The 20683-nt window shown below is 32.8% G+C and carries 15 protein-coding genes; 5 read left to right on the forward strand and 10 right to left on the reverse strand.

Going from position 1 to position 20683, the window contains the following annotated elements:
- The 8 genes from JOOMADRAFT_RS18685 to JOOMADRAFT_RS18720 form a co-directional block, all read right to left on the reverse strand.
- Positions 1–1608, reverse strand: coding sequence for a RagB/SusD family nutrient uptake outer membrane protein (locus tag JOOMADRAFT_RS18685; RefSeq protein WP_008616200.1), 1608 nt, complete (start codon positions 1606–1608; stop codon positions 1–3).
- 20 nt (positions 1609–1628) lie between these two features.
- Positions 1629–4670: a SusC/RagA family TonB-linked outer membrane protein gene (locus tag JOOMADRAFT_RS18690; protein ID WP_008616201.1), complete on the reverse strand. Its 3042-nt coding sequence runs from the start codon at positions 4668–4670 to the stop codon at positions 1629–1631.
- A gap of 293 nt (positions 4671–4963) precedes the next feature.
- Positions 4964–6025 (reverse strand): LacI family DNA-binding transcriptional regulator, encoded by a 1062-nt coding sequence (locus tag JOOMADRAFT_RS18695; RefSeq protein ID WP_008616202.1) that lies wholly within the window; start codon positions 6023–6025, stop codon positions 4964–4966.
- 75 nt (positions 6026–6100) lie between these two features.
- Positions 6101–7285 carry a class I SAM-dependent methyltransferase gene (locus tag JOOMADRAFT_RS18700; RefSeq protein WP_040880355.1) on the reverse strand — a complete coding sequence of 395 codons (1185 nt, stop codon included), beginning with the start codon at positions 7283–7285 and terminating at the stop codon, positions 6101–6103.
- Positions 7286–7292: 7 nt separating this feature from the next.
- On the reverse strand, positions 7293–8393 hold the full coding sequence (locus JOOMADRAFT_RS18705) for an AI-2E family transporter (RefSeq protein WP_008616204.1): 1101 nt from the start codon (positions 8391–8393) through the stop codon (positions 7293–7295).
- A gap of 129 nt (positions 8394–8522) precedes the next feature.
- Complete coding sequence (locus tag JOOMADRAFT_RS18710) at positions 8523–9032, reverse strand: TrmH family RNA methyltransferase (RefSeq protein ID WP_050989728.1); 510 nt, start codon at positions 9030–9032, stop codon at positions 8523–8525.
- Between the two features lies 1 nt (position 9033).
- Positions 9034–9681, reverse strand: a complete 648-nt coding sequence (locus tag JOOMADRAFT_RS18715) for a DUF4159 domain-containing protein (protein WP_008616206.1) — start codon at positions 9679–9681, stop codon at positions 9034–9036.
- A 66-nt stretch (positions 9682–9747) separates the two neighbouring features.
- The gene (locus JOOMADRAFT_RS18720) at positions 9748–10452 is read right to left on the reverse strand and encodes an NUDIX hydrolase (protein ID WP_008616207.1); all 705 of its coding nucleotides are present in this window, start codon (positions 10450–10452) and stop codon (positions 9748–9750) included.
- Between the two features lie 83 nt (positions 10453–10535).
- Here JOOMADRAFT_RS18720 and galK point away from each other — a divergent pair, with 83 nt between their 5' ends.
- The gene (galK, locus tag JOOMADRAFT_RS18725) at positions 10536–11702 is read left to right on the forward strand and encodes a galactokinase (protein WP_008616208.1); all 1167 of its coding nucleotides are present in this window, start codon (positions 10536–10538) and stop codon (positions 11700–11702) included.
- Between the two features lie 162 nt (positions 11703–11864).
- Positions 11865–12905 carry a UDP-glucose--hexose-1-phosphate uridylyltransferase gene (locus tag JOOMADRAFT_RS18730; protein ID WP_008616210.1) on the forward strand — a complete coding sequence of 347 codons (1041 nt, stop codon included), beginning with the start codon at positions 11865–11867 and terminating at the stop codon, positions 12903–12905.
- Positions 12906–13280: 375 nt separating this feature from the next.
- On the opposite strand, the gene JOOMADRAFT_RS18735 is transcribed toward JOOMADRAFT_RS18730, so the two are convergent.
- A complete protein-coding gene (locus tag JOOMADRAFT_RS18735; RefSeq protein ID WP_008616212.1) occupies positions 13281–13724 on the reverse strand; it encodes a hypothetical protein in 444 nt (147 codons plus the stop codon).
- A gap of 598 nt (positions 13725–14322) precedes the next feature.
- Here JOOMADRAFT_RS18735 and trxB point away from each other — a divergent pair.
- From trxB to JOOMADRAFT_RS18750, 3 genes are all read left to right on the forward strand, one after another.
- Positions 14323–15291 (forward strand): thioredoxin-disulfide reductase, encoded by a 969-nt coding sequence (gene trxB / locus JOOMADRAFT_RS18740; protein ID WP_008616214.1) that lies wholly within the window; start codon positions 14323–14325, stop codon positions 15289–15291.
- Between the two features lie 594 nt (positions 15292–15885).
- A complete protein-coding gene (locus JOOMADRAFT_RS18745) occupies positions 15886–18309 on the forward strand; it encodes a TonB-dependent receptor (protein ID WP_008616215.1) in 2424 nt (807 codons plus the stop codon).
- 11 nt (positions 18310–18320) lie between these two features.
- Complete coding sequence (locus tag JOOMADRAFT_RS18750) at positions 18321–19658, forward strand: hypothetical protein (protein ID WP_008616216.1); 1338 nt, start codon at positions 18321–18323, stop codon at positions 19656–19658.
- A 155-nt stretch (positions 19659–19813) separates the two neighbouring features.
- Here the strand turns inward: JOOMADRAFT_RS18750 and JOOMADRAFT_RS18755 are convergent, their stop codons facing one another.
- Entirely contained in the window at positions 19814–20542 is a 729-nt protein-coding gene (locus JOOMADRAFT_RS18755; protein ID WP_040880294.1) for a head GIN domain-containing protein, read from the reverse strand.
- Positions 20543–20683: the final 141 nt, after the last annotated feature.

The raw sequence follows: 20683 nt of genomic DNA on the forward strand, positions 1-20683 counted from the left end.
TTAATATCCGGGGTTTTGTGGAAATTCGTTAGAGGTTCTATCTATTTGTGTTAAAGGTATAGGTCGTAAACTATGATACTCTTGAATAAAAGAAGCGGCCTGTGGGTTGTGCATTTTTACGCGTTCTACTAGTTTTCCGGTACGCACTAAATCAAACCATCTTTTTCCTTCTTGAGCCAACTCTTTTGCTCTTTCTTCAAGAATAACATTAAGGTCTACTGCAGAAATAACTGGCAAATCGGATACGTTATCTACTCCATAAGCTCTTTTGCGTACTTCGTCTAGATAGTAAAGAGCTTTAGTTTGATTGGGAGTTGCTTTTAAAGCATATGCTTCAGCAGCAATTAAATAGATCTCCGCTAGACGATATGCTATAAAATCTCTACCTCCAGATTCTTCATTTGTAGAGACTCTGTTTGGTTGTACCCACTTTTTACTAGAAGGATATATTTTCTCGGTATATTCATCTTGATTATAAATACTTGCTCCATAAGGTTTAGTATCTTTTTCAGCTTGAGATAAAGGTACACGAGGTAGGTATACAGCAGTATCTCTAACAGCTACTCCTGAAGGAGCAGAATCTGAATTATTTGCATAAAATACCGTTGTAAATGTGCCATCGTACCTTTGATCTTCCATATCGTATAAATTTAATAAATAATTTGTAGGTCTAAACCTTTTCCATGGTCTTCCGTTAACAACATCTCTTTGCATTCCTGGTAATTTGTCGTACTCCATTAGAAAGAAAAGATGTGCAGGGTTTCCGCCGTTATCGTACTCTAATTCGTCTGCAAATTGTGTAGACCAAATTACTTCACTATTTTCTTCATTTTCAAGATTCCATAGTTCTGCATACGTACTTACCAAAGAAAATGGTCCTTTATCTATAATATCTTCAGCATAACTAGCTGCAAGATCGTAATTTTTTCGAGTAAGATACAAATCGGCTAAAGTAGCTTTTGCTGCCCAAGAAGTAGCCCTTCCAAAATCGTCTTGAACTCCTGGTAAATTTGCTTCTGCGTACTCCAAATCTTCAATTATTTTTGGATACAATTCATCTAAAGCCATTCTATGAGCTTCTGTTTCGGCTGTTGTGGTTTCTTCATCAGTATAATGAACAGGTCCCCATATACGAGCCAACCAATAATAATAGTAGGCTCTTAAAAAACGAGCTTCAGCAAGAACTTCTGTGAGTTTTTGCTGGTTATTAGGGATTGCCTCTGGCGCTCTGCTAATGACTGTATTGGCAGCATTAATTCCTTTATAGAATTCATTCCAAGACTCACTTACAATTTGGGAGCTAGCATTGAGGTCGGAATCATAGGTATTAAAATATTTAAAGCCACCGTCTGATGCGTTTGTATAGGTGTCTGTTCCAAAGGCAATAAGCGTCCATCCGGTTTCTCTGTTAGTGCCGTCTCTGCCATCTGGGCTGTTTCCTATAAAGAGCCCAAGGGATGCATATGCTCCGTTTAAGGCGAAGTTGATTCCTTCTTCATCTATAAAAACTCCATCGCCCGTAAGGTCGCCTGTAAGTTCTTCATCTAAAATATCACTACAAGAAATGAGTGAGATTAATGCGAATATGTATAGTATATTTTTTTTCATGACTATTTTATTTAATTTCTTTAAAAAGCAACGTTTAAACCAAATAAAATGGTTCTTGGTGATGCTATAAAATTATCACCACTACCAAGTTCAGGATCAAAACCTTTCAGATTAGATTTTGTAAATAGGAATGGGTTTTGTGCAGAAGCGTAAAAACGCAATCTTTCCAAACCTAAAATCTCGCTTACTTCTTTGTTAAGTGTATAACCAAATGTAATGTTTCGGATTCTTACAAATGAAGCATCTACATAACTTAACACACCATTATCCAATGGTCTTTCTCTGTTAATATTAGGACGTGGATATTCGTTACTTGGGTTTTCTGGAGTCCAATAATTAAGGTCTAAATCGTTATTTCTACCAAAAATTGTTACATTTTCTAATGCTCGTGAGCGAGTTAAGTTTCCTTGGCGTGTATAAAGTGTTACTAAAAAATCAAAACCTGAATACTCCATTTTACTGGTAAAACCACCAATCCATTTTGGGTCTAATTGCCCTAATATTTTTCGGTCATCATCATTAAGCATTCCATCGTTATTTAAATCGGCAAGTTTTATATCTCCTGGTCTTCTTCCGTAGCTGTTTGCAACATCATTTTCATCAAGCTGCCAGATTCCGTTAAAAACTCGGTCGTAATAAACACTTAATGGCTGCCCAATAAACCAACCATTTCCAACATCATCCGATTGGCTATCCAGAAGTTTTACGATTTCACTTTTATTAGCTGAAAAATTAAAATCGGTTGTCCATCTAAACTTATCAGTTTCAATATTAACAGTACTTAATGTTAATTCAATCCCAGAGTTTTTAGTTTCTCCAACATTTTGAAGAATAGAAGAATATCCAGAAGTAGAAGGTAAAACTCTATTTAATAATAAATCGGTTGTTTTTCCTGTGTAATAATCAATACTCCCCGCAATTCTATTTTTAGCAAAAGCATAATCTAAACCGATGTCAAAAGTGGTAGTGGTTTCCCATTTAAGATCTGGATTTGCAATGTCTTCTGGTTGAAAACCAAAAGCAGGATTTCCACCAAAAGAGTTTTCTAATCTTTTAATGCTTCCAAAGGTAGCGTAGGGAGCAATTGGATTACGACCTACCTGCCCGTAACCAGTTCTAAGTTTAAGATCGCTTAGAACAGTTTGGTTTTTTAGAAAATCCTCTTGAATAATTCTCCATGCAAAAGAAGCAGAAGGGAAGAAGCCCCATTTTTTTCCTTTAGACAATTTTGAAGAACCATCATAACGACCAGTAAGTGTAAGGAGGTACTTGTTTTTAAAACCATAATTAACACGACTCATGTAAGAAACCCAACCTTCGGTCTGTAAAGAACTATCACGATTGTCTACTTGAGAGCCATCACTTAAATTGTTAAATGTCTGACTGTCGTTTGCAAGTCCAGAAACCTGTAAGTATAAATAATCTCTTTTAGTTTCTTGAAAACTGTAAAGGAAGGTAGCGTCAATAGAATGATTGTCGCCAATCATTTTTGAATAATTTAAGATATTCTCAATAGTATAAGCTGTATTTACCCTTGTTGCTTTTGAAGCTTGTGAAAGTCCGCCTGTACGGCTATCTGAAAGAGAAGCGCGGAAATCATTATCGGTAAGCGATTCAAACTGAGGTTGAACATTTAAGGTATATTTTAATCCATCTAGAATTTGATAACTAGCAAAAATATTTGCAAAGTAGCGGTAATTTATAGTTTCATCAATATAATTTCCAGGAGTTTCATTACTCAAAGGATTCCAATTAAGTCCGTCAGCTAATGGATCCAGTGTGGCAACCCCATCTTCATCAAAAGGAGTAACAAGAGGAGGCTGGCTCATTAAACCTGCTAAAGGATTGTAATTGTTTGTTTTTGAAAAATTTGCCTGTTGAGATAAACCTATTTTTAATTTATCGGTAGCATTTATATCGAGATTGGCTCTAAAAGTGTAACGCTCATAATCTGCTAAATTATAAACCCCATTTTGATCAAAATAACTTAAGGAAAGGTTGTATCTTATTTTTTCTGAACCCCCAGAAACGCCTAATTGGTGATTAACCTGTTGTCCTGCACGAGTTCCTAAATCAAGGAAATCTGTATTTACTCCATCTTGATATGCAGCTAATTGAAGCGGTTCTAGAGAGCTTTCAATAGAGGGTAAAGGTAATGTGCCCGGAATAAGTCCTTGTTCTTCTTCTTGTCCAGCTCTTCTTGCTTCACGTCTTAGACTTACATAACCATCGGAATCAAGAAGTTTGTAATTTTCTGGTACTTCTGCAAAACCGTAATAAGTATCATAAGTAAATTTGGCTTTTCCAGTTTTCCCTCTTTTTGTTGTAATTAAGATAACCCCATTTGCTCCTCTTGCTCCATAAATAGCAGTAGAAGAGGCATCTTTTAATACTTCCATAGAAGCAATATCAGCAGAGTTTATGTCGTTTAAACTTCCTTCCATAGGAATTCCATCTACAACAATTAGAGGCTCATTAGAAAAATTAAGGGAACTTCTTCCTCTAATCAATAAGCTTGGCGATGATCCTGGCGAAGCATTTGTTACGCCAACATCTAAACCAGCAACCTTACCAGCCATGGCGTTAAAAGCATTTCCTTCTTTGGTAGAATTTATATCTTCTCCAGAAATTGAAGAGATAGCGCCTGTTACATCTGTTTTCTTTTGAGTTCCGTAACCTATTACAACTACTTCATCTAAAGCTGCTGCATCTGTTTCTAAAGTAATTGTTAGATTTTTTTGGTTTGAAAGGGGAACTTCTTTAGTAGAAAAACCAACAAACGATACAACTAGTGTAGCATTTTCATTGGAAACGGATAATTGAAAATTACCATCAAAATCTGTTTGAGTTCCGTTTTGAGTTCCTTTTTCAATAATAGTAGCACCAGGAAGCGGGAAGCCCTCAGCATCCATAACGGTTCCTGTTACATCAATCTCTTGAAGCGGAGATGCGGATAGGGGTGTGGCGATTCCTATACTAATAATAAAAAATAGCAAAGATAGATTCTTATACCTAAAAAAGGGACTAGAATTATACAATGCATGGTGTTTTAAGTGTTTCATAATTTTAAGTTTTATTAAAGTTAGTTTTGTGTGTACGTACACATTTTTTTAAACAAAGTTCATTTTATGTGATTTAAATTAATGATTAGATGAAATTAATATCAGTTTTAATATGAAAACATCGACCAAGTTAATGTTTTTTTTGAAAAAAAATAAATTTGAATGTTAAAATAAGGTACGTACAACATTTTTTAATATATAATAAACTGACAGATATTTTATTACTTAATTAAAAATAAGGGTAAAAAGTTGAGATTATCATATAATGTATATAAAAGATAAACGAGCCATAATTAACTAGAAACTACATCATCATTGTAATACATTAAATTCTCTTGCGTGATAATATCTAATGGGAGGTATTTTTTTTGAGGAACTTGTTTCTCTAACACTAAATATTTATAGAAACTCTCCAGAGCTAAATATCCTTGATTTTCAGGTCTTTGTCCAATTAGATAATTTATAATACCCTTTTTTAAGTACTTTACATTATTAGCAATTAAATCGTTTCCTACTAATTTTATAGTGCTCATGGTATCAAAATTACTTTCAATACATTTAGCAACATGGTGTATCATGGAGCTGGGAACAAATATTCCAACAGTATTATTGGTTGGGGCACAAGCTTGGGTGAGGTTTTCTTCCCAATTTGCAGTTCCTAAATGAATGTTGTGTTCTATTAAAGTAATATTTGCTATAAAATTGCTGTTGTAGATATAATCTTTAAAACCTTCAATTCGTTGTTGTAAAGTTTTATTATGGTTTTCATTATTCTTAATGGAAATGATTGATATTGTTCCTTTTGAATTAATTTCTGAACATAATAGTTTGGCAGCTAATTTCCCGCTTTGAAATGCATCCTGACCAATAAAACTCAAAGCGTTACTGTTAGGGATGTTAGAATCAATAAGGCTAAAAGGGATTTTAGCTTCGTCTAGTTTTTTGGTAAGCTTTACTGCTTCAAAATTTATAACTGGAGCTAGGATAACCCCATCTGGTTTGAGTTTTAAAAGTTCTTCTGCCTTTTCTGTAAATGAGGAAACTGAGTTTTGATCGAAGTATAGAATACTTAGGTTTATTCCAAACTGACTTAAATTTTTCTCCGCCATTTTAATGCCTTTAGAGGGCATCTCCCAATATTCTCCATTATTATAGTTTGGTACAAGTGCGGCTATTTTATAAGATCGGTTTAAAACCAAACCACGAGCATATATATTTGGCTTGTAATTACCTTTTTCGATAATATCAAGCACTTTTTTTTCAGTCTCTTTAGATACTTTTCCTCGTTTATGCAGTACTCTATCTACGGTTCCTAGAGAAACATTTGCTAGCTTAGCTATTTCTTTAATTGTCAAATTCTTTCTATTTTATCTGCTAAAATAGCAAAAATATTGAATAAGGTACGTTAACGCTGTTTATTTTGAAGTCAATTATGTTGTTTTCTCAGAATGAATAATAATTTTTTCGTTATTAATATTAGTACAAAAGAAGAGGTAGGTGTTTCCTCCATCTGTAATTTTAGTCTTTTTGCGAATTTGATCAACGCTTTCAGGGAAATTTCTAGTGGTAATATTGGCCTTGTTTTCTGGAAGAATTTTCTTCAGTGCTTTTTTGTTGTATGGAATAATGTCTTTAATTATAAAGGAGCGTCCTGGAAAGTTAATTAGCTCGTCATTAGTGTATAAATGAGTATTTGGGTGGAGCTTAGAGAGGTTTAGTTTTGTTGCTATTGAATTAAAACCGCCACTTTTTAAAATTGCAGAATTGGGCTCGTATAAATACTTTTTTGGGAGCGAAAACTCAGTATTTGTATTACTTTCTTCATTTAAATGAAAATCAAATTCTTCTGTTATATGTTTTGAAAAATTGATGGTTCTAATCAAAGGGGTGGTAGTTTTCTTGTCTTTTATAATCCAAAGAAGTTCTTTTACATCATTATTAACAGCAACAACATGAATTTCCACTACCTTTTTTAGTTCTTCAATTCCTTTAGAAATATCGAGTAGAGGAGAGGTTTTTACAATTATAGTAGGAGATTTTTTTAATAGTACTGGTAAAACAAGCTGCATATTAGGCGCACAATCTTGTAGTAAAAATACTTTATTTTTTTTATTATCTCTTCTTGAAGGATCCACAAAAATACAATCAAAATTATCCTTTGTTTTTTCAAGAAAAGAGATGCCGTCCTCTGCAAAAGTGAAGATGTTTTTTTGACCTAAAACTTTAAAATTATGAGTGGCTATTTTTGATAAATTTTCATTGATTTCAAAATGAAGAACTTCTTTAAAACGTTTGGAAAAATAATAAGAGTCGACTCCAAATCCTCCAGTAAGATCTACTAGTTTTTTTCCGTTCACTAAACTGGCTTTGTAGTGAGCAGTAATTTCTGAGGAGGTTTGTTCAATATTTAGTTTGTTAGGATAGTAAATCTTGTCAGTTTTAAACCAGGTAGGAAGTTTTTTTTCTGATTTTTTCTTAGCTTCAATTTGTTCTACAACCTCTTTTGTGTCAACTCCCTCTAAATCGAAACCTTTTAGTAAAAGTGACGAAATGTCAGTATTAATATTTTTATTTATAAAATATTGTGTACCAGTATTTAATATTTCTTTATTCAAAGTAAAACTATAAGTTTTTTGTAAGCTTACCAACAATCTTATTTTCGGATAAAAACTCCTTTAAAACCACTTTTAAAGCGGTATATATGGGTACAGCTAATACCATTCCGAAAGCACCAAAAATCATTCCTGCAATAATAATAACTAAGAAGATTTCTAGAGGATGTGATTTTACACTATTAGAAAAAATTAGCGGCTGACTAAAGAAGTTATCTATAAGTTGACCTATCATGAATCCGATTAAAACATAGATGGATTTTGGTAAAATAACGGTGCTAAAATCTGCTCCTAAATTACTAGACATCGTTAAAGATATCATTAATACCCCTCCAATTAAAGGACCTATGTATGGTACTAAATTTAAAAGCGCACAAAGGAATGCAATTACTATGGCATCGTCTATTCCTAAGATGATTAAAACGGCTGTATAAATAACAAATAATATAGCTATTTGAAGTAATAATCCTATGAAATATCGTGAGAGTAAATTTTTTATTTTTTCTAGGGAATTTATTACGCTTTGTTCGTTCTCTGGGGGAATGAAAGTTAAGAGTCCGTTTTGAAATAAGCGACTATCTTTTAAAAAGAAAAATGATATAAAGATAACCGTAAAAATTGCAACACTAAGAGATCCTATTCCTCCAACAATGTATTTAAACATATTTGGAATAGCAGATAAATCTATATTAGAAATAAACTCTGAAGTTTTTATAGACTCTTCTATAGATTGCTCAACTTTGTATCTACTAACAGAGAAATAATCTGAAATCTCTCTATATACGTCTTGTAAACTAGCTCTTAAATTATCAATATTTAGCAAAGAAAGATTTTTTCCTTGCTCTATAATTAAAGGTACAAATAGGCTTATAACTCCAACGGTAAATAAAATCATGATAACCATGGTAATAATTACTGCAACGTTGTCGTTTAATTTACATTTCTTTCGTAAGAACCTTACAATTGGCCTTCCAATTAAAGAAATTACCAAGGCTATAATAATATAGGCTATTATTGCTTTGATTTTGTATATAAAAAAGAGCAATAGCGAAACTCCTATTATGGTTGCTAGGGCTCTTAATATCCCGTTAGAAATAGTTTTAGAATCCATTTTAATTACGTTGTTCCCTTTTAGGGTTTTATCCGATATTTAATATCGAAAAGGTTAGTTTTTAGTTGTGTTGCTAGTTGTTAAAACAATAGCAATTTCAATATAAAATTAAGGAAAATGTCTTATTATTTATAGTTGATAATTATTGGTTACTTCATATAAGCAAATGGCTGTAGCTTGTGCTAAATTCATACTGCTATTTTTTCCAAACATCTCAATATGAGTAGTATGGTTAGCAATAGAAAGGAGGTTTTTAGAAACTCCATAATTTTCATTTCCGATAATAATAGCAGTTTTATTCTTATTAGAAATTTTTAGGTTATTAATAGGAGTGCTATTATTTGTTATTTCTAAAGCTATAATGGTATATTTTTCTTTTTTTAAAAATTCAATACAATCATTTTCTTCTGTAAGATGCTCAAAAGGAACGGTTTTATGAGTTGCTCTAGCTGTTTTTTCCATACGTCTTGTAAAAACAGGCTCGTTTCCTACAAATATAACTTTTTCTACACCAAAAGCATCTGCTAGCCTAAAAATAGCACCTATGTTTGCAGCGCTGGTAATATGGTCGCATATAATGGTGATTGGAAATTGTTTTTCCGAGAAGTTAGTATTAGTATGCTCCAGTTGTGTTGTCATTTTAATGTTCAAAAGCGTATTGTATTATGTTAGCCCCCATTTTTAATGCTTTTTGTCGGATTTCTTGAGGGTCGTTATGGACTTCTTCATCTTCCCATCCATCTCCCAGATCACTTTCAAAGGTAAAAAGAAGAATTAGTCTGTTGTTATCAAATATTCCCAATGCTTGTGGCTGTTTTCCGTCGTGCTCATGTATTTTAGGGAGTCCATTTGGGAATTTATAAGTTTCGTTAAAGATAGGGTGGGAGGTAGGAATTTCTGTTAGTTCTTTATCAGGAAAAACTTTAACTAATTCTTTTTTTAAATAAGGAGCCATTCCGTAATTGTCGTCAATGTGCAAAAACCCACCAGAAAGAAGGTATTTTCTAAGGTTTATAGCTTCTTCTTCCGAAAAAAAAACATTTCCATGCCCAGTCATATGTATAAACGGATATTGAAAAATATCGATACTTCCAGTTTCTACAGTAGCAGGTTTACTTTTTATGGTAGTGTGAATATTAGTATTACAAAAAGCAATTAAATTTGGAAGCGCTGTAGGGTTTGCATACCAGTCTCCACCACCATTGTACTTTAATAAAGCTATTTCTTGAGCACTTAAAAAAACACTAAAGCTAAGACATAGAATAGACAATAGAAGTTGCTTGTTCATTTTAAACTTACTTTTTCAGTAGCAAATTTACAGTAATTAAAAGAAGTATGCTGTAAAAGTTATCTTTTATAGAATTTCAAAGTTATAACCAGATTCTAATAGGTTTTGATATTTTTCATGATCAAACATATAATAGTATGCGCCACGTTTTGAGGCACTTTTATCTTTTTCAGCTTGTTTTTTTAGAACTTCAAAAGAGAGTACTTTTTTTCTGAAATTTCCTGGATCTAGTTTTCTTTGAAAAATAGCTTCGTATAAACTTTGTAATTGTGGAATCGTAAACTTTTCTGGAAGTAGCTCAAAACCAATAGGTTGGTGTTTGGCGCGACTTCTTAATTTGCTTAGCGCATCGGTTACCATTTGGTCATGATCTAAAACAAGCTTTGGTAGATCTTCAAGTTTATACCAATAAGCGCCGTGTTTTTCTGTGAGTTTTCTATCGTATTCATCAATCCGAATAAGTGCAAATTGCGCTACAGAAATGCAACGAGCACCTTCATCTCTATCTGCTTTTCCATAGGTTTTAGATTGTTCAAAGAACACATTATCAAGTCCAGTAATTTCTTTTAAAACCCTTTGAGCAGCTTCATCTACATCTTCACTAGGCTTAACAAAGCTACCTATTAAAGACCAATCGCCTTCATGTGGTGCTACCCTTCTTTTAAAGATTAAAAGTTTTAATTCGCCATCATCAAAACCAAATACAATGCAGTCTGTTGCTACAAATATTTTGTTTTCTTCAGCGTAAAAATTACTAGTTGATGAAGTCATTTACAAATTTTTTTAATTTTTTAATTAAATATAATAAAAGTGCATATCACTTTTATTATATTTGTTAAAGAAAAATATATGATTTGAAAAATACAACGCAATCTGTTAATAGGCAAGAAAACTTTTTGAATTTAAAAGATTTTAAAAGCGAAGTAAAAATAGCTTCTCCTGGAAGAATTAATTTAATTGGTGAGCATATAGATTACAATGGCGGACATGTTTTACCTGCTGCAATTGACAGAAAAATTAAAATGTATTTTAGGAAGAATACCTCAAATACGTGTACTATTTGGTCTCAAAATTACAATACAGGGTTTAGTTTTAATTTATCTGAAGTAAATCCTAGTAAGGTAGAATGGCAAAATTATATTTTAGGAGTTGTTCATTTTATAGAAGAAATAAAAAAGGGTAGTATAGAAGGGTTTGATTGTATTATTGAAAGCGATTTACCTATGGGGTCTGGATTGAGTTCTTCCGCAGCATTAGAATGTGGAATGGCAAAAGGACTTAATGAACTCTTCAGAATAGGTTTAACTTCTGAAGAAATAATAACTCTTTCTAGAGATGCTGAGCATAATTTTGTGGGAACAAAATGTGGAATTATGGATCAGTTTGCTGTAGTTAGAGGGGAAGTAAACCATTTACTTTTATTGAATTGTCAAAATTTAAATTATGAGTTAATCCAATCTGATATTGAACCATATCAATTGGTGCTTTTAAACTCCAATGTGTCACATAATTTGGCCAGTAGCGAATACAATACGAGAAGAAAAGAATGTGAAGAAGCTTTGGAAATAATTCAACAAAAATACCCTTCATCTAAGTATTTAGTAGATGTTTCTGAAGAAGTTTTAAATGAATTCAAAGAGAAACTCCCGGAGAAAACATATAACAGAGCTTTGTATGTAATTCAAGAAAATAAGCGTACTCTAATGGCTGCCAATGCATTGGAAGATGATTTGTTTGATTTATTTGGGAAATTAGTATATCAGTCGCATCAAGGATTAAGTGAAATGTATGAAGTAAGCTGTGCAGAATTAGATTTTATGGTGGATTTCTCTAAAAAGTTTGAGTATGTTTTGGGGTCTAGAATGATGGGCGGCGGTTTTGGAGGTTGTACTATAAATATTGTACATCAAGATTTTGTAGCTGAATATATTGAAAGCATTGCAAAAGCATACCAAGAAAAATTCAAGATAGAATTAAGCCCAATTGAAGTAAAAATTAGCAATGGGGTATCAAAAATATAAGCATGAAACCCTCATTAAGGGATTAAGCATAGCAAAATGCTGAGCTAAGTTAATGTATAATCGCCTCCATAAAAGTAAATGAATAAAGAGAATGTTTTTAAAAGGGAGTGATTCTTTACTTAGTTATATATAAAATTAAATGTTTAACTTAAATTTATTCGTTTGAAAAACACAATTAATAATAAGCCGCATAGAAGGTATAATATATTAACAGGGGAGTGGGTTTTAGTTTCTCCACATCGAACAAAACGTCCTTGGCAAGGTAAAAAGGATCAAAAGAGTGAATTACAAAAGGAAACATACGATGCTAGTTGTTATTTGTGCCCAACTAACGAAAGAGCAAGTGGAGATGTTAACCCAGACTATAAAGGAACTTACGCTTTTACAAACGATTTTGCAGCTTTATTACCAGATGTTGAGAGCGAAACTTATGACAACGGACTCTTAAAAGCTGAAACAGAAATGGGGATTTGTAAAGTAGTTTGTTTTTCTCCAAACCACGCATTAACGCTTCCTTTAATGGAGGTTGAAGAAATTACCAATGTAGTAAAGCTTTGGAAGCAGGAGTATAAAGAATTGGGAGGTAACCCAGCAATTAATCATGTGCAGATTTTTGAAAACAAAGGCGCAATTATGGGATGTAGCAATCCGCATCCACATGGACAAATATGGTCGCAATCGTCTATTCCACAAGAAGTTTTAAAAAAACAACAACATCAAAAAGAATATTGGGATACTAACAAGAGAAGTCTTCTGCAAGATTATTTAAAACAAGAATTAGAATTAAAGGAACGTATTTTAGTTGAAAATGAGCATTTTGTAGCTCTTATTCCGTATTGGGCGGTTTGGCCTTATGAGGCTATGATAGTTCCGAGAAAGCATTATCAAGATATTAGTCAGTTAAACGAAACGGAAGAGATTGCTTTTGCTTCCATAATTAAGAAATTAACTATTATGTTTGATAACCTTTTTGAGACTTCGTTTCCATATTCTTCAGGAATTCATCAGCGCCCAACCGATGGAGAAGCCCATGAAGAGTGGCATTTTCATATGTCTTTTTATCCGCCATTATTACGTTCAGCAGAAGTAAAAAAATTTATGGTAGGTTACGAAATGTTTGCTAATCCACAGCGAGATATTACCGCAGAATCTGCTGCTGAAAATTTACGTAAACTTTCAGAAATACATTATAGCGAACAATAGTTATGATATTCAGCATAAAAAAATCCTCTTTCTAATTTTAGTAAGAGGATTTTTTATTTAATAACATTAATGTCCGAGTAAAAATACAAGACCGCTTCGCTATAAGAGAAAAGAACAAAGACTAAATATTAACTACCTAAAAATGAATAGCTTGAAGAAACAGCTTTAGTGAAATCTTTTTTTTATTCATTTTTATTAATAGCGAGGGGCTATTTTGAAAACTTAAACCTTGATATAAGTGGAGTCCAATAAATTTCGTTAACTTTTATCGGACAACAATAGTTTAATAAAAAGTTTAAATATACTAGGTGTTAGTATTAGAAGTATTTTTTACATTATTCTATCTAATATACTTATAGCTTGCTTCGAGGTATTTTACTCGATACGTTTATAATTCTCAGAAAACATAGAGTTTCCTTCGCCGTCTAAAGTAATCTGACTAAAAGATTCTTTGTCTATTTCCAATTTAAAAGAAAAAACTCTCATGGTATCTATAATTTGCATCATAGACTCAGAGCCATATTCTAAACGTTCTACCAAAGAACTGTCTGTTATATGATAGGAACCATAACCAAACCATTCTACAGAATCTTTTGGTACAAAACGAGTCCACATCACTTTATCGTTATTGTACATCTTAATTTGACGGTAACCATCGGTATTTTGAACGGTATCAATTACAGTATTGTTATCGTAAGAATATCTACTAACAAGTTCCCATACACCCTGTAGGGAATTTTTCTGAACCTTTTCTTTTGAGCTTCCAGAGAGAAGTGTCAATGCTAATAGAAACACGAGAGGATATAAAATTGTTTTCATAACAGCTAATTTTTTTAAAGGTTAATAATAATACTTATGTTAAGTTACGAATATTCAATCAATTAATGAAATAAATTATCAAATCCTTAATTAAAATTCATTCTGCATGATAATTAAGGTTTTAAGGCTTCAATTTTTGGACAAAAATGGTTTAAAATTTAGTACTCTTGGCTTCATATTTTGCTTCAAAATAGGTTGTTTTATAAAAGGAGAGTAAAGCTTTAGAAAGAGTAAAATTTAAACTAAAAAATGTATATTTTAATTTATTGTTACCTGATAAAGGTTAGCGGGATTTATTGGACTCCACTTATATCAAGATTTAAATGAGGTTTCCAAAATAGATTCCTTACTATTAATAAAATTATTAAAATAGGATTTTAGTAATGTTATTTCTTTAAACCACTTATTTTGCGATAGTTAAGATTTAGTCTTTCTTCTTTTTTATAGCAAAGCGATCTTGCATTTTTACTCGGACATTAATGATTTTAATTCATCATCAGCTTTGTTTATTGTTTGATAATAACTTTTCATGGTTTAAGTGTAAGCTTTTTTATAAAAAAACTACTTTTGTTATGTAATTAAATAGAAAGGATTTACCATGTCTGAAAAAGTAGAAAGAATAAAATGTTTAATCATAGGCTCTGGCCCTGCAGGTTACACTGCGGCTATTTATGCAGCTAGAGCAGATATGAAACCAGTAATTTATACAGGATTAGAGCCAGGTGGGCAGTTAACAACTACTACAGAGGTTGATAATTTCCCTGGGTATCCAGAAGGAATAGATGGTCCATCAATGATGGTACAACTTCAACAACAAGCAGAACGTTTTGGAACGGAAGTAAGAATTGGAATGATTACTTCTATTGAATTAAGTAAAGAAGTGGGAGGAATCCATAAAGCAGTTGTAGATAGTGTAACCCCTATTGAGGCAGAATCTGTAATTATATCTACTGGAGCAACTGCAAAATATTTAGGATTACCAAGCGAGCAACGCCTAAGAGGAGGTGGAGTATCTGCTTGTGCTGTTTGTGATGGTTTCTTCTTTAAAGGACAAGAAGTAGCTATAGTTGGAGGAGGAGATACCGCTGCTGAGGAAGCTACTTATTTAGCAAATATCTGTAAGAAAGTTACTTTACTTGTTAGAAAAGGAGAAATGAGAGCTTCTAAAGCAATGCAACATAGAGTAAACAATACATCCAATCTTGTTGTAAAATACTTTACAGAAATAGAAGAAGTTTTAGGAGAGCAAGTAGTAGAAGGATTACGTTTGGTGAATAATCAAACAGGAGAAAAAGAACAAATAGAAGTAACTGGACTATTTATAGCAATTGGACATAAACCTAATACCGATATTTTTAAAGGTCAATTAGATATGGACGAAACAGGGTACATAATAACTCAAGGAAAATCTACTAAAACCAATAAACCTGGTGTATTTGCAAGTGGAGATGTTCAAGATAAAGAATATAGACAAGCAATAACAGCCGCAGGAACTGGGTGTATGGCAGCTTTAGATGCAGAACGTTACTTGGCTGCTGTAGAAAGCAAGGAAGAAGTAGAAGCTTAATCCCTCATAGAGGGTCTAATTCCCCAGAGCCTGTTTTGAGTCTATCGGAGGGCTCTGGGTAGAAATGAGTTAAATTTGTTCCCTTTGAATTCTTCGTGGATTTGCCTTTGTCGGCAAACAGGCTTATCGCGAGGTAGTTGATTTAATAATCGTTTTACAATAGTATATATAGAGTGCAACCTCAAAATTGAGGTTGCACTTTTTTTAATTATTCATATCAATATTAAACTTCCCCCTCAATCCTTCATATAAGCTTTAATTACCCATAGCTTGTCTTGAATCCTTCATTGAGGGTTTTATTCCCCAGAGCTTGTTCTGAGTATATCGAAGGGTTCTACGTCGAAATGGATTAAAATATTTTTCCTTTGAATACATCGTAGGCTTTCCACGAGGTAGTTGATTTGTTAGATAAGCCTATCTCTAAATTAAATTTTCTTTATTCAACCATGGCTTTAGGCTTCCCCGATGTAGTTAATAATAAATAAACTCTTCTGTTTTAATTATAACATTTTTAAATTTATTTAGACTAAAAATAAATAGTATTTTATTTTAATTAAATCTAAATAAATATATATTTGCATCAAAATTTAGAAAATGTTCGAAAATAAGGGGTTTTTAATAGTACTATTTTTAATGTTTGGCGGTTTCACTTTTGCCCAAAAAGCAACGCTTCGTGGAAATATAAAATATGATGATAATACTATAGCCGAAGGAATTTACCTAATCCTTAAAGGTAATGGAGTCCAAAAGGATGCAGCTACAAACCCTAGAGGAAACTATGTATTTAAAGAAATTCCTTATGGAGATTACGTATTAGAAGTACATTCAATAGATGCAAAAACCCAAATTATAGAGGTAGCGCTATATACAGAAGAAGTTGTTAAAAATAGCACCCTTGAAAGCTCAGACCATCATGAATTAAATGAGGTAATGCTTCACGGGAAATCACAAAAAACGGAGATAGAAACAGAAGGTTTTGCTGTAAATGTAGTAGATACCAAGGAAGCTGGACTTAGAAATATTCAAACTAATGAGTTGTTAAATACAACTGTAGGAGTTAAGATTCGTCAAAATGGTGGGTTGGGTTCAGAAGTACAGTATAGCTTAAATGGATTATCGGGAAGTGCGGTACGTATTTTTATAGACGGAATTCCAATTTCTGTGTATGGTTCTTCTTTTAGTTTAAACAGTATTCCTCCTTCAATGATAAAAAGAATAGAGGTATATAAAGGAGTAGTTCCAGGGTATTTAGCAGATGATGCTCTAGGGGGAGCCATTAATGTAGTGCTTCATAAAGGAGCTAAATCCAATTTGAATGCCTCGGTTTCCTATGGTTCATTCAACACCTTACAAGCAAGTGTTAATGGTTTATATCGTTTTAAAAAGTCTGGTTTTACTGTTAAAGGTTCTCTTTTTCACAATTATTCTGACAATGATTATGAGGTTTCTGGTAGAAGTGTAGTGGTAACAGGTATTGGTGGGGTGCAAACTCCAGTTACCGCTAAAAGATTTAATGATGCTTATAGATCTACTGGTGGCGTTGTAGAAGTTGGTTTTACAGATGTAAAATGGGCAGATCAGTTTTTAGTGGGTTTTACAGGTTCAGATGATTATAAAGAAATTCAGCATGGAGCTTTTATGACAATTACTCCTTATAAAGGAAGATTTATGGAGTCGGATGCAAAATTGGCTAATTTAACATATCAAAAGGAAAATCTTTTTACTGAGGGGCTTGATGTTAATATTCACGGTTTATATGGAAAACGAAACCGGATGGTAAATGATACTGTAGCGTGGGCTTACAATTGGTTAGGAGAGAGAGCTATTGATTTTAAGGGAGACGAATATAAATATTCATGGGGTTCTCAACAAGAGGGTGGTCCAACATTAAGCAAAATAGATAGAAATGTTGCTTCTATACGCACGGGAATTTCTTATGAAATTAACAATAATCATAAAATATTATTTAATCATGTGTATAGTGGTATCGATAGAGAAGATAGCGACGAACTAAAATCGGTATTAGAGAACACATTTGTTGGAACAAGAGATTTACAAAAAAATATACTCTCGTTTACCTATGAGTTAAATGCTTTTAATGAGCGACTCAGGACAAGTTTATTCGGGAAATATTATCAGCAAAAAACAATATACATCGACCCCGCTATTGAAACAGATTCTAACGGGAATCAAGTTATTGTTGACGATGAAATAAGTAGTAACAATACAGATAATGGCTATGGTTTTGCGCTTTCTTATGCAATTAAACCAACGGTTACACTATTAGTATCGGCAGAAAAAGCCGTTCGTTTACCCAATGAGACTGAGGTTTTTGGGAACGATGGAGATAATGTGGTGGCAAACCCAAGCATTCAACCAGAGCGTAGTAATAACCTTAATTTCGGATTTAAGTTTGGAACATTTAGAATTAAAAAACACGATTTTACAATAGCTACTAATTTTTTTACACGAAACATTAAGGATAGAATAGGATTGCCTATTGAAAATTCTTTGAATGTTAATGATGAAACAATTTTATATGTTAATCAAGGAAGTGGGACATCTAAAGGGATTGATGCTCAGATAAACTACACCTATAATAACAATCTAACCTTTAATTTTAATGCTTCTCGTTTCAACTTAAAGGTAGAGAATAGAGGATTGGAAATAGATGTGCCTAATACTCCGTTTTTTACTATGAACGGGGGAGGGCGTTATACAATTAAAAACTTACTTCAGAATAACTCCCAATTAAACCTGTTTTACAATGTATACTTTACAGAGGATTTCTCCTACTTACCTCCACAAGGAGAAAATACAGTTGGAGATGAATTTTTTAGAGTGCCTGAACAATTAGTACAAGACTTTGGACTAAGCTATACGTTTCCAAATAACAATTTTGTGATGAGTTTCGATATTAAAAATATATTCGATAAGCCTGTGTACGACAACCTTTCGGTACAGAAACCAGGAAGAGCTTTTTACTTAAAACTAAATTATTTTATTAATAACTTTTAACTATAATCAAAATGAAAAAACAACTTTTAAATCTTAAAACATTAAGCCTTGCCTTAAGTGCCTTATTACTTACTGTAAGTTGTAGTGATGATGATTCTACAGATATAATTGAAGAAAACACGGAAGATAGTAGATGGATTACCGTTGCCGCTGCTAAAATGGGAGACAACCCAGGCGATGGAAATGGAGGAACATTGATATACTCTGTTAGTAGCGAAGATGCTAAAGACCCAAACAAGGTATTAGCTCCTTTTGATAACGGATTTATAGTACCTTCTAATAGAACTGCGAGATTGCAATCTTCTGAAGATGGAAATACTATGTTTAATATTAGTTACGCTGGAGATACAGGCGGGAATTACACTAAGTATACCGTAAATGGAGGTCAAGATTTTCAAAAAACAGGTACAGAAGTAAGTATTGCTCCTTATGTAGGAACCGCACCTAGATGGATAAAATTATTTGATGGAGATAAAACTGGAGCTGCAGTATATGTATCTACAGAGCATCAATTTGGTGATGATGAAAAGTATGCTTATACTGAAGCTAAAATTGGAGTAGTAACTTTGGATTTAGTGAATTCATCTATAAATAATTTCCAAGAGCACGTGGTACGCTTAAGTGCCGAAGAAGAGGCACAAGGTTTTTATATCTCTAGAATTGATATGCCAGTATTAAATGCTTCTGGAGATAAATTATATATCGGTGCTCGTTTAAGTAAAGTTGATCCTGCTACTGCAGAAAGCGATAGAGATTTTGAGGCTTTAGGGTCTAAAACAATAGTACTAGATTATCCTTCTTTACTAAATCCTTCTGTTATTACTTCAACTGTAGGGCATGGAAACACAAATGGATACCGTAGTATCAATGCATTTCTTGCTGAAAATAATAGCGTTTACCAAGCAAATCAAAGCGACCCTAATGGTTCTCATATTTTAAAGATTAATGCAAATAACCAATATGATGATTCTTATGTGTTTAATTTAGATGATGCATTGGGAGTTCAAGATGCTTATATTCTTGCTTGGAGATATGTAAGTAATGGAAAAGCAGTGATAGCATATCGTCATGCAGGTTCTCAAGAAGGAGTAGCAGGACCTCAAGGATTTTTTGCCTTAGCCGATTTAAATGCTAGAACTGCACAAAAAATTGATGATATCCCATATAATACAGATTTCTATTTATTCCAATATCAAGGTTTTGCAGTTGATGGAACTGATGTATTTGTAACTGAAGCTCCTGTTGGACAGGATGGAAATATTTATGTTATAGATACAGAAACTGGAAACGTAACAAAAGGGGCTCAATTGCAAAATAATGCTGGTAGTCACTTTATTGGTACTTTTTAAAATATTGTTTTAGTGTTCTAATAAAATAACTCTATAACATAAAGATGTTGTAATAGATTGAAGAGTCTTAACTATATCTTTAAATAATAAAAGAAGCCATTTGAAAGTTAATCTTCCAAATGGCTTCTTTTTATATAAACTATGGGTGGTTAATGTTATCCTCTAGAAACATCTCCAGAACCAGATACTTTACTATCTTCTTTGGTAGGGTTACCATAATATTCTACATCTCCAGATCCAGAAACTCTTACTTTTAGCTCACCGTTGCAGTGTACATCTACATCTCCAGAACCAGAGATGCTTACGTCTACATTTTTAGCTTTTAATTGTTTTGCTGAAATATCTCCAGAACCAGAAAGGGCACATTCAAAATCTCCTGTACTTCCTCTTAAAACCACATCTCCAGAACCTGCTAAATGACTTTCAACGCTTGTGGATTCTACATCCAAGGTTAAATCTCCCGAGCCTGCTAAATTAGCTTTAAAAGCATTTGTTTTGATAGTGTTTTTAGTAATTACATCTCCAGAACCTGCTAAAGAAACTGCATCTAAACTTTCAAATGGTACTATAATTAAAATACTGTTTCTACGACTTGTACTTAAATTATATCCTTTTTCAGTTTTTATTTGAAGTTCTCCATTTTTAACTTCTGTTTCAATATGCGGAATTAAATTTTCTTCCGCAGTAATCGTAATTTTTCCTTCCGTTCCTGCAATTAGTTCTACGTCAAAAAAGCCTGCCACACCTACTGCATCGTAATTTTCTGTAGACCTTTCTACGGTAATTACATTTCCGTTTCCTTTTACATTTTCACTGCCAAACCATTGCGCATTAACAGTCATAGAGCTTGTTGCAGCAATACATAATAAGATAATTTTTTTCATTGTTTTAATTTTTAGTTGATTGTTATTTTAGTACTTAGTACAAAGTATTTAGTATATTTATTTTATAGAGCCTAGAGCCTAGAGCTATGTATTACATTTTGTATTTTTCAACATTTAACATTCAAAATTCAACATTCAACT

It is taken from the genome of Galbibacter orientalis DSM 19592, from assembly GCF_000260115.1.
Lineage (GTDB): Bacteria > Bacteroidota > Bacteroidia > Flavobacteriales > Flavobacteriaceae > Galbibacter > Galbibacter orientalis.

Coding starts and splice junctions, on each gene's coding strand:
- JOOMADRAFT_RS18685 (WP_008616200.1), bottom strand. CDS start 1,608: ATGAAAAAAAATATACTATACATATTCGCATTAATCTCACTCATTTCT.
- JOOMADRAFT_RS18690 (WP_008616201.1), bottom strand. CDS start 4,670: ATGAAACACTTAAAACACCATGCATTGTATAATTCTAGTCCCTTTTTT.
- JOOMADRAFT_RS18705 (WP_008616204.1), bottom strand. CDS start 8,393: ATGGATTCTAAAACTATTTCTAACGGGATATTAAGAGCCCTAGCAACC.
- JOOMADRAFT_RS18710 (WP_050989728.1), bottom strand. CDS start 9,032: ATGACAACACAACTGGAGCATACTAATACTAACTTCTCGGAAAAACAA.
- JOOMADRAFT_RS18715 (WP_008616206.1), bottom strand. CDS start 9,681: ATGAACAAGCAACTTCTATTGTCTATTCTATGTCTTAGCTTTAGTGTT.
- JOOMADRAFT_RS18720 (WP_008616207.1), bottom strand. CDS start 10,452: ATGACTTCATCAACTAGTAATTTTTACGCTGAAGAAAACAAAATATTT.
- JOOMADRAFT_RS18735 (WP_008616212.1), bottom strand. CDS start 13,724: ATGAAAACAATTTTATATCCTCTCGTGTTTCTATTAGCATTGACACTT.
- trxB (WP_008616214.1), top strand. CDS start 14,323: ATGTCTGAAAAAGTAGAAAGAATAAAATGTTTAATCATAGGCTCTGGC.
- JOOMADRAFT_RS18745 (WP_008616215.1), top strand. CDS start 15,886: ATGTTCGAAAATAAGGGGTTTTTAATAGTACTATTTTTAATGTTTGGC.
- JOOMADRAFT_RS18750 (WP_008616216.1), top strand. CDS start 18,321: ATGAAAAAACAACTTTTAAATCTTAAAACATTAAGCCTTGCCTTAAGT.
- JOOMADRAFT_RS18755 (WP_040880294.1), bottom strand. CDS start 20,542: ATGAAAAAAATTATCTTATTATGTATTGCTGCAACAAGCTCTATGACT.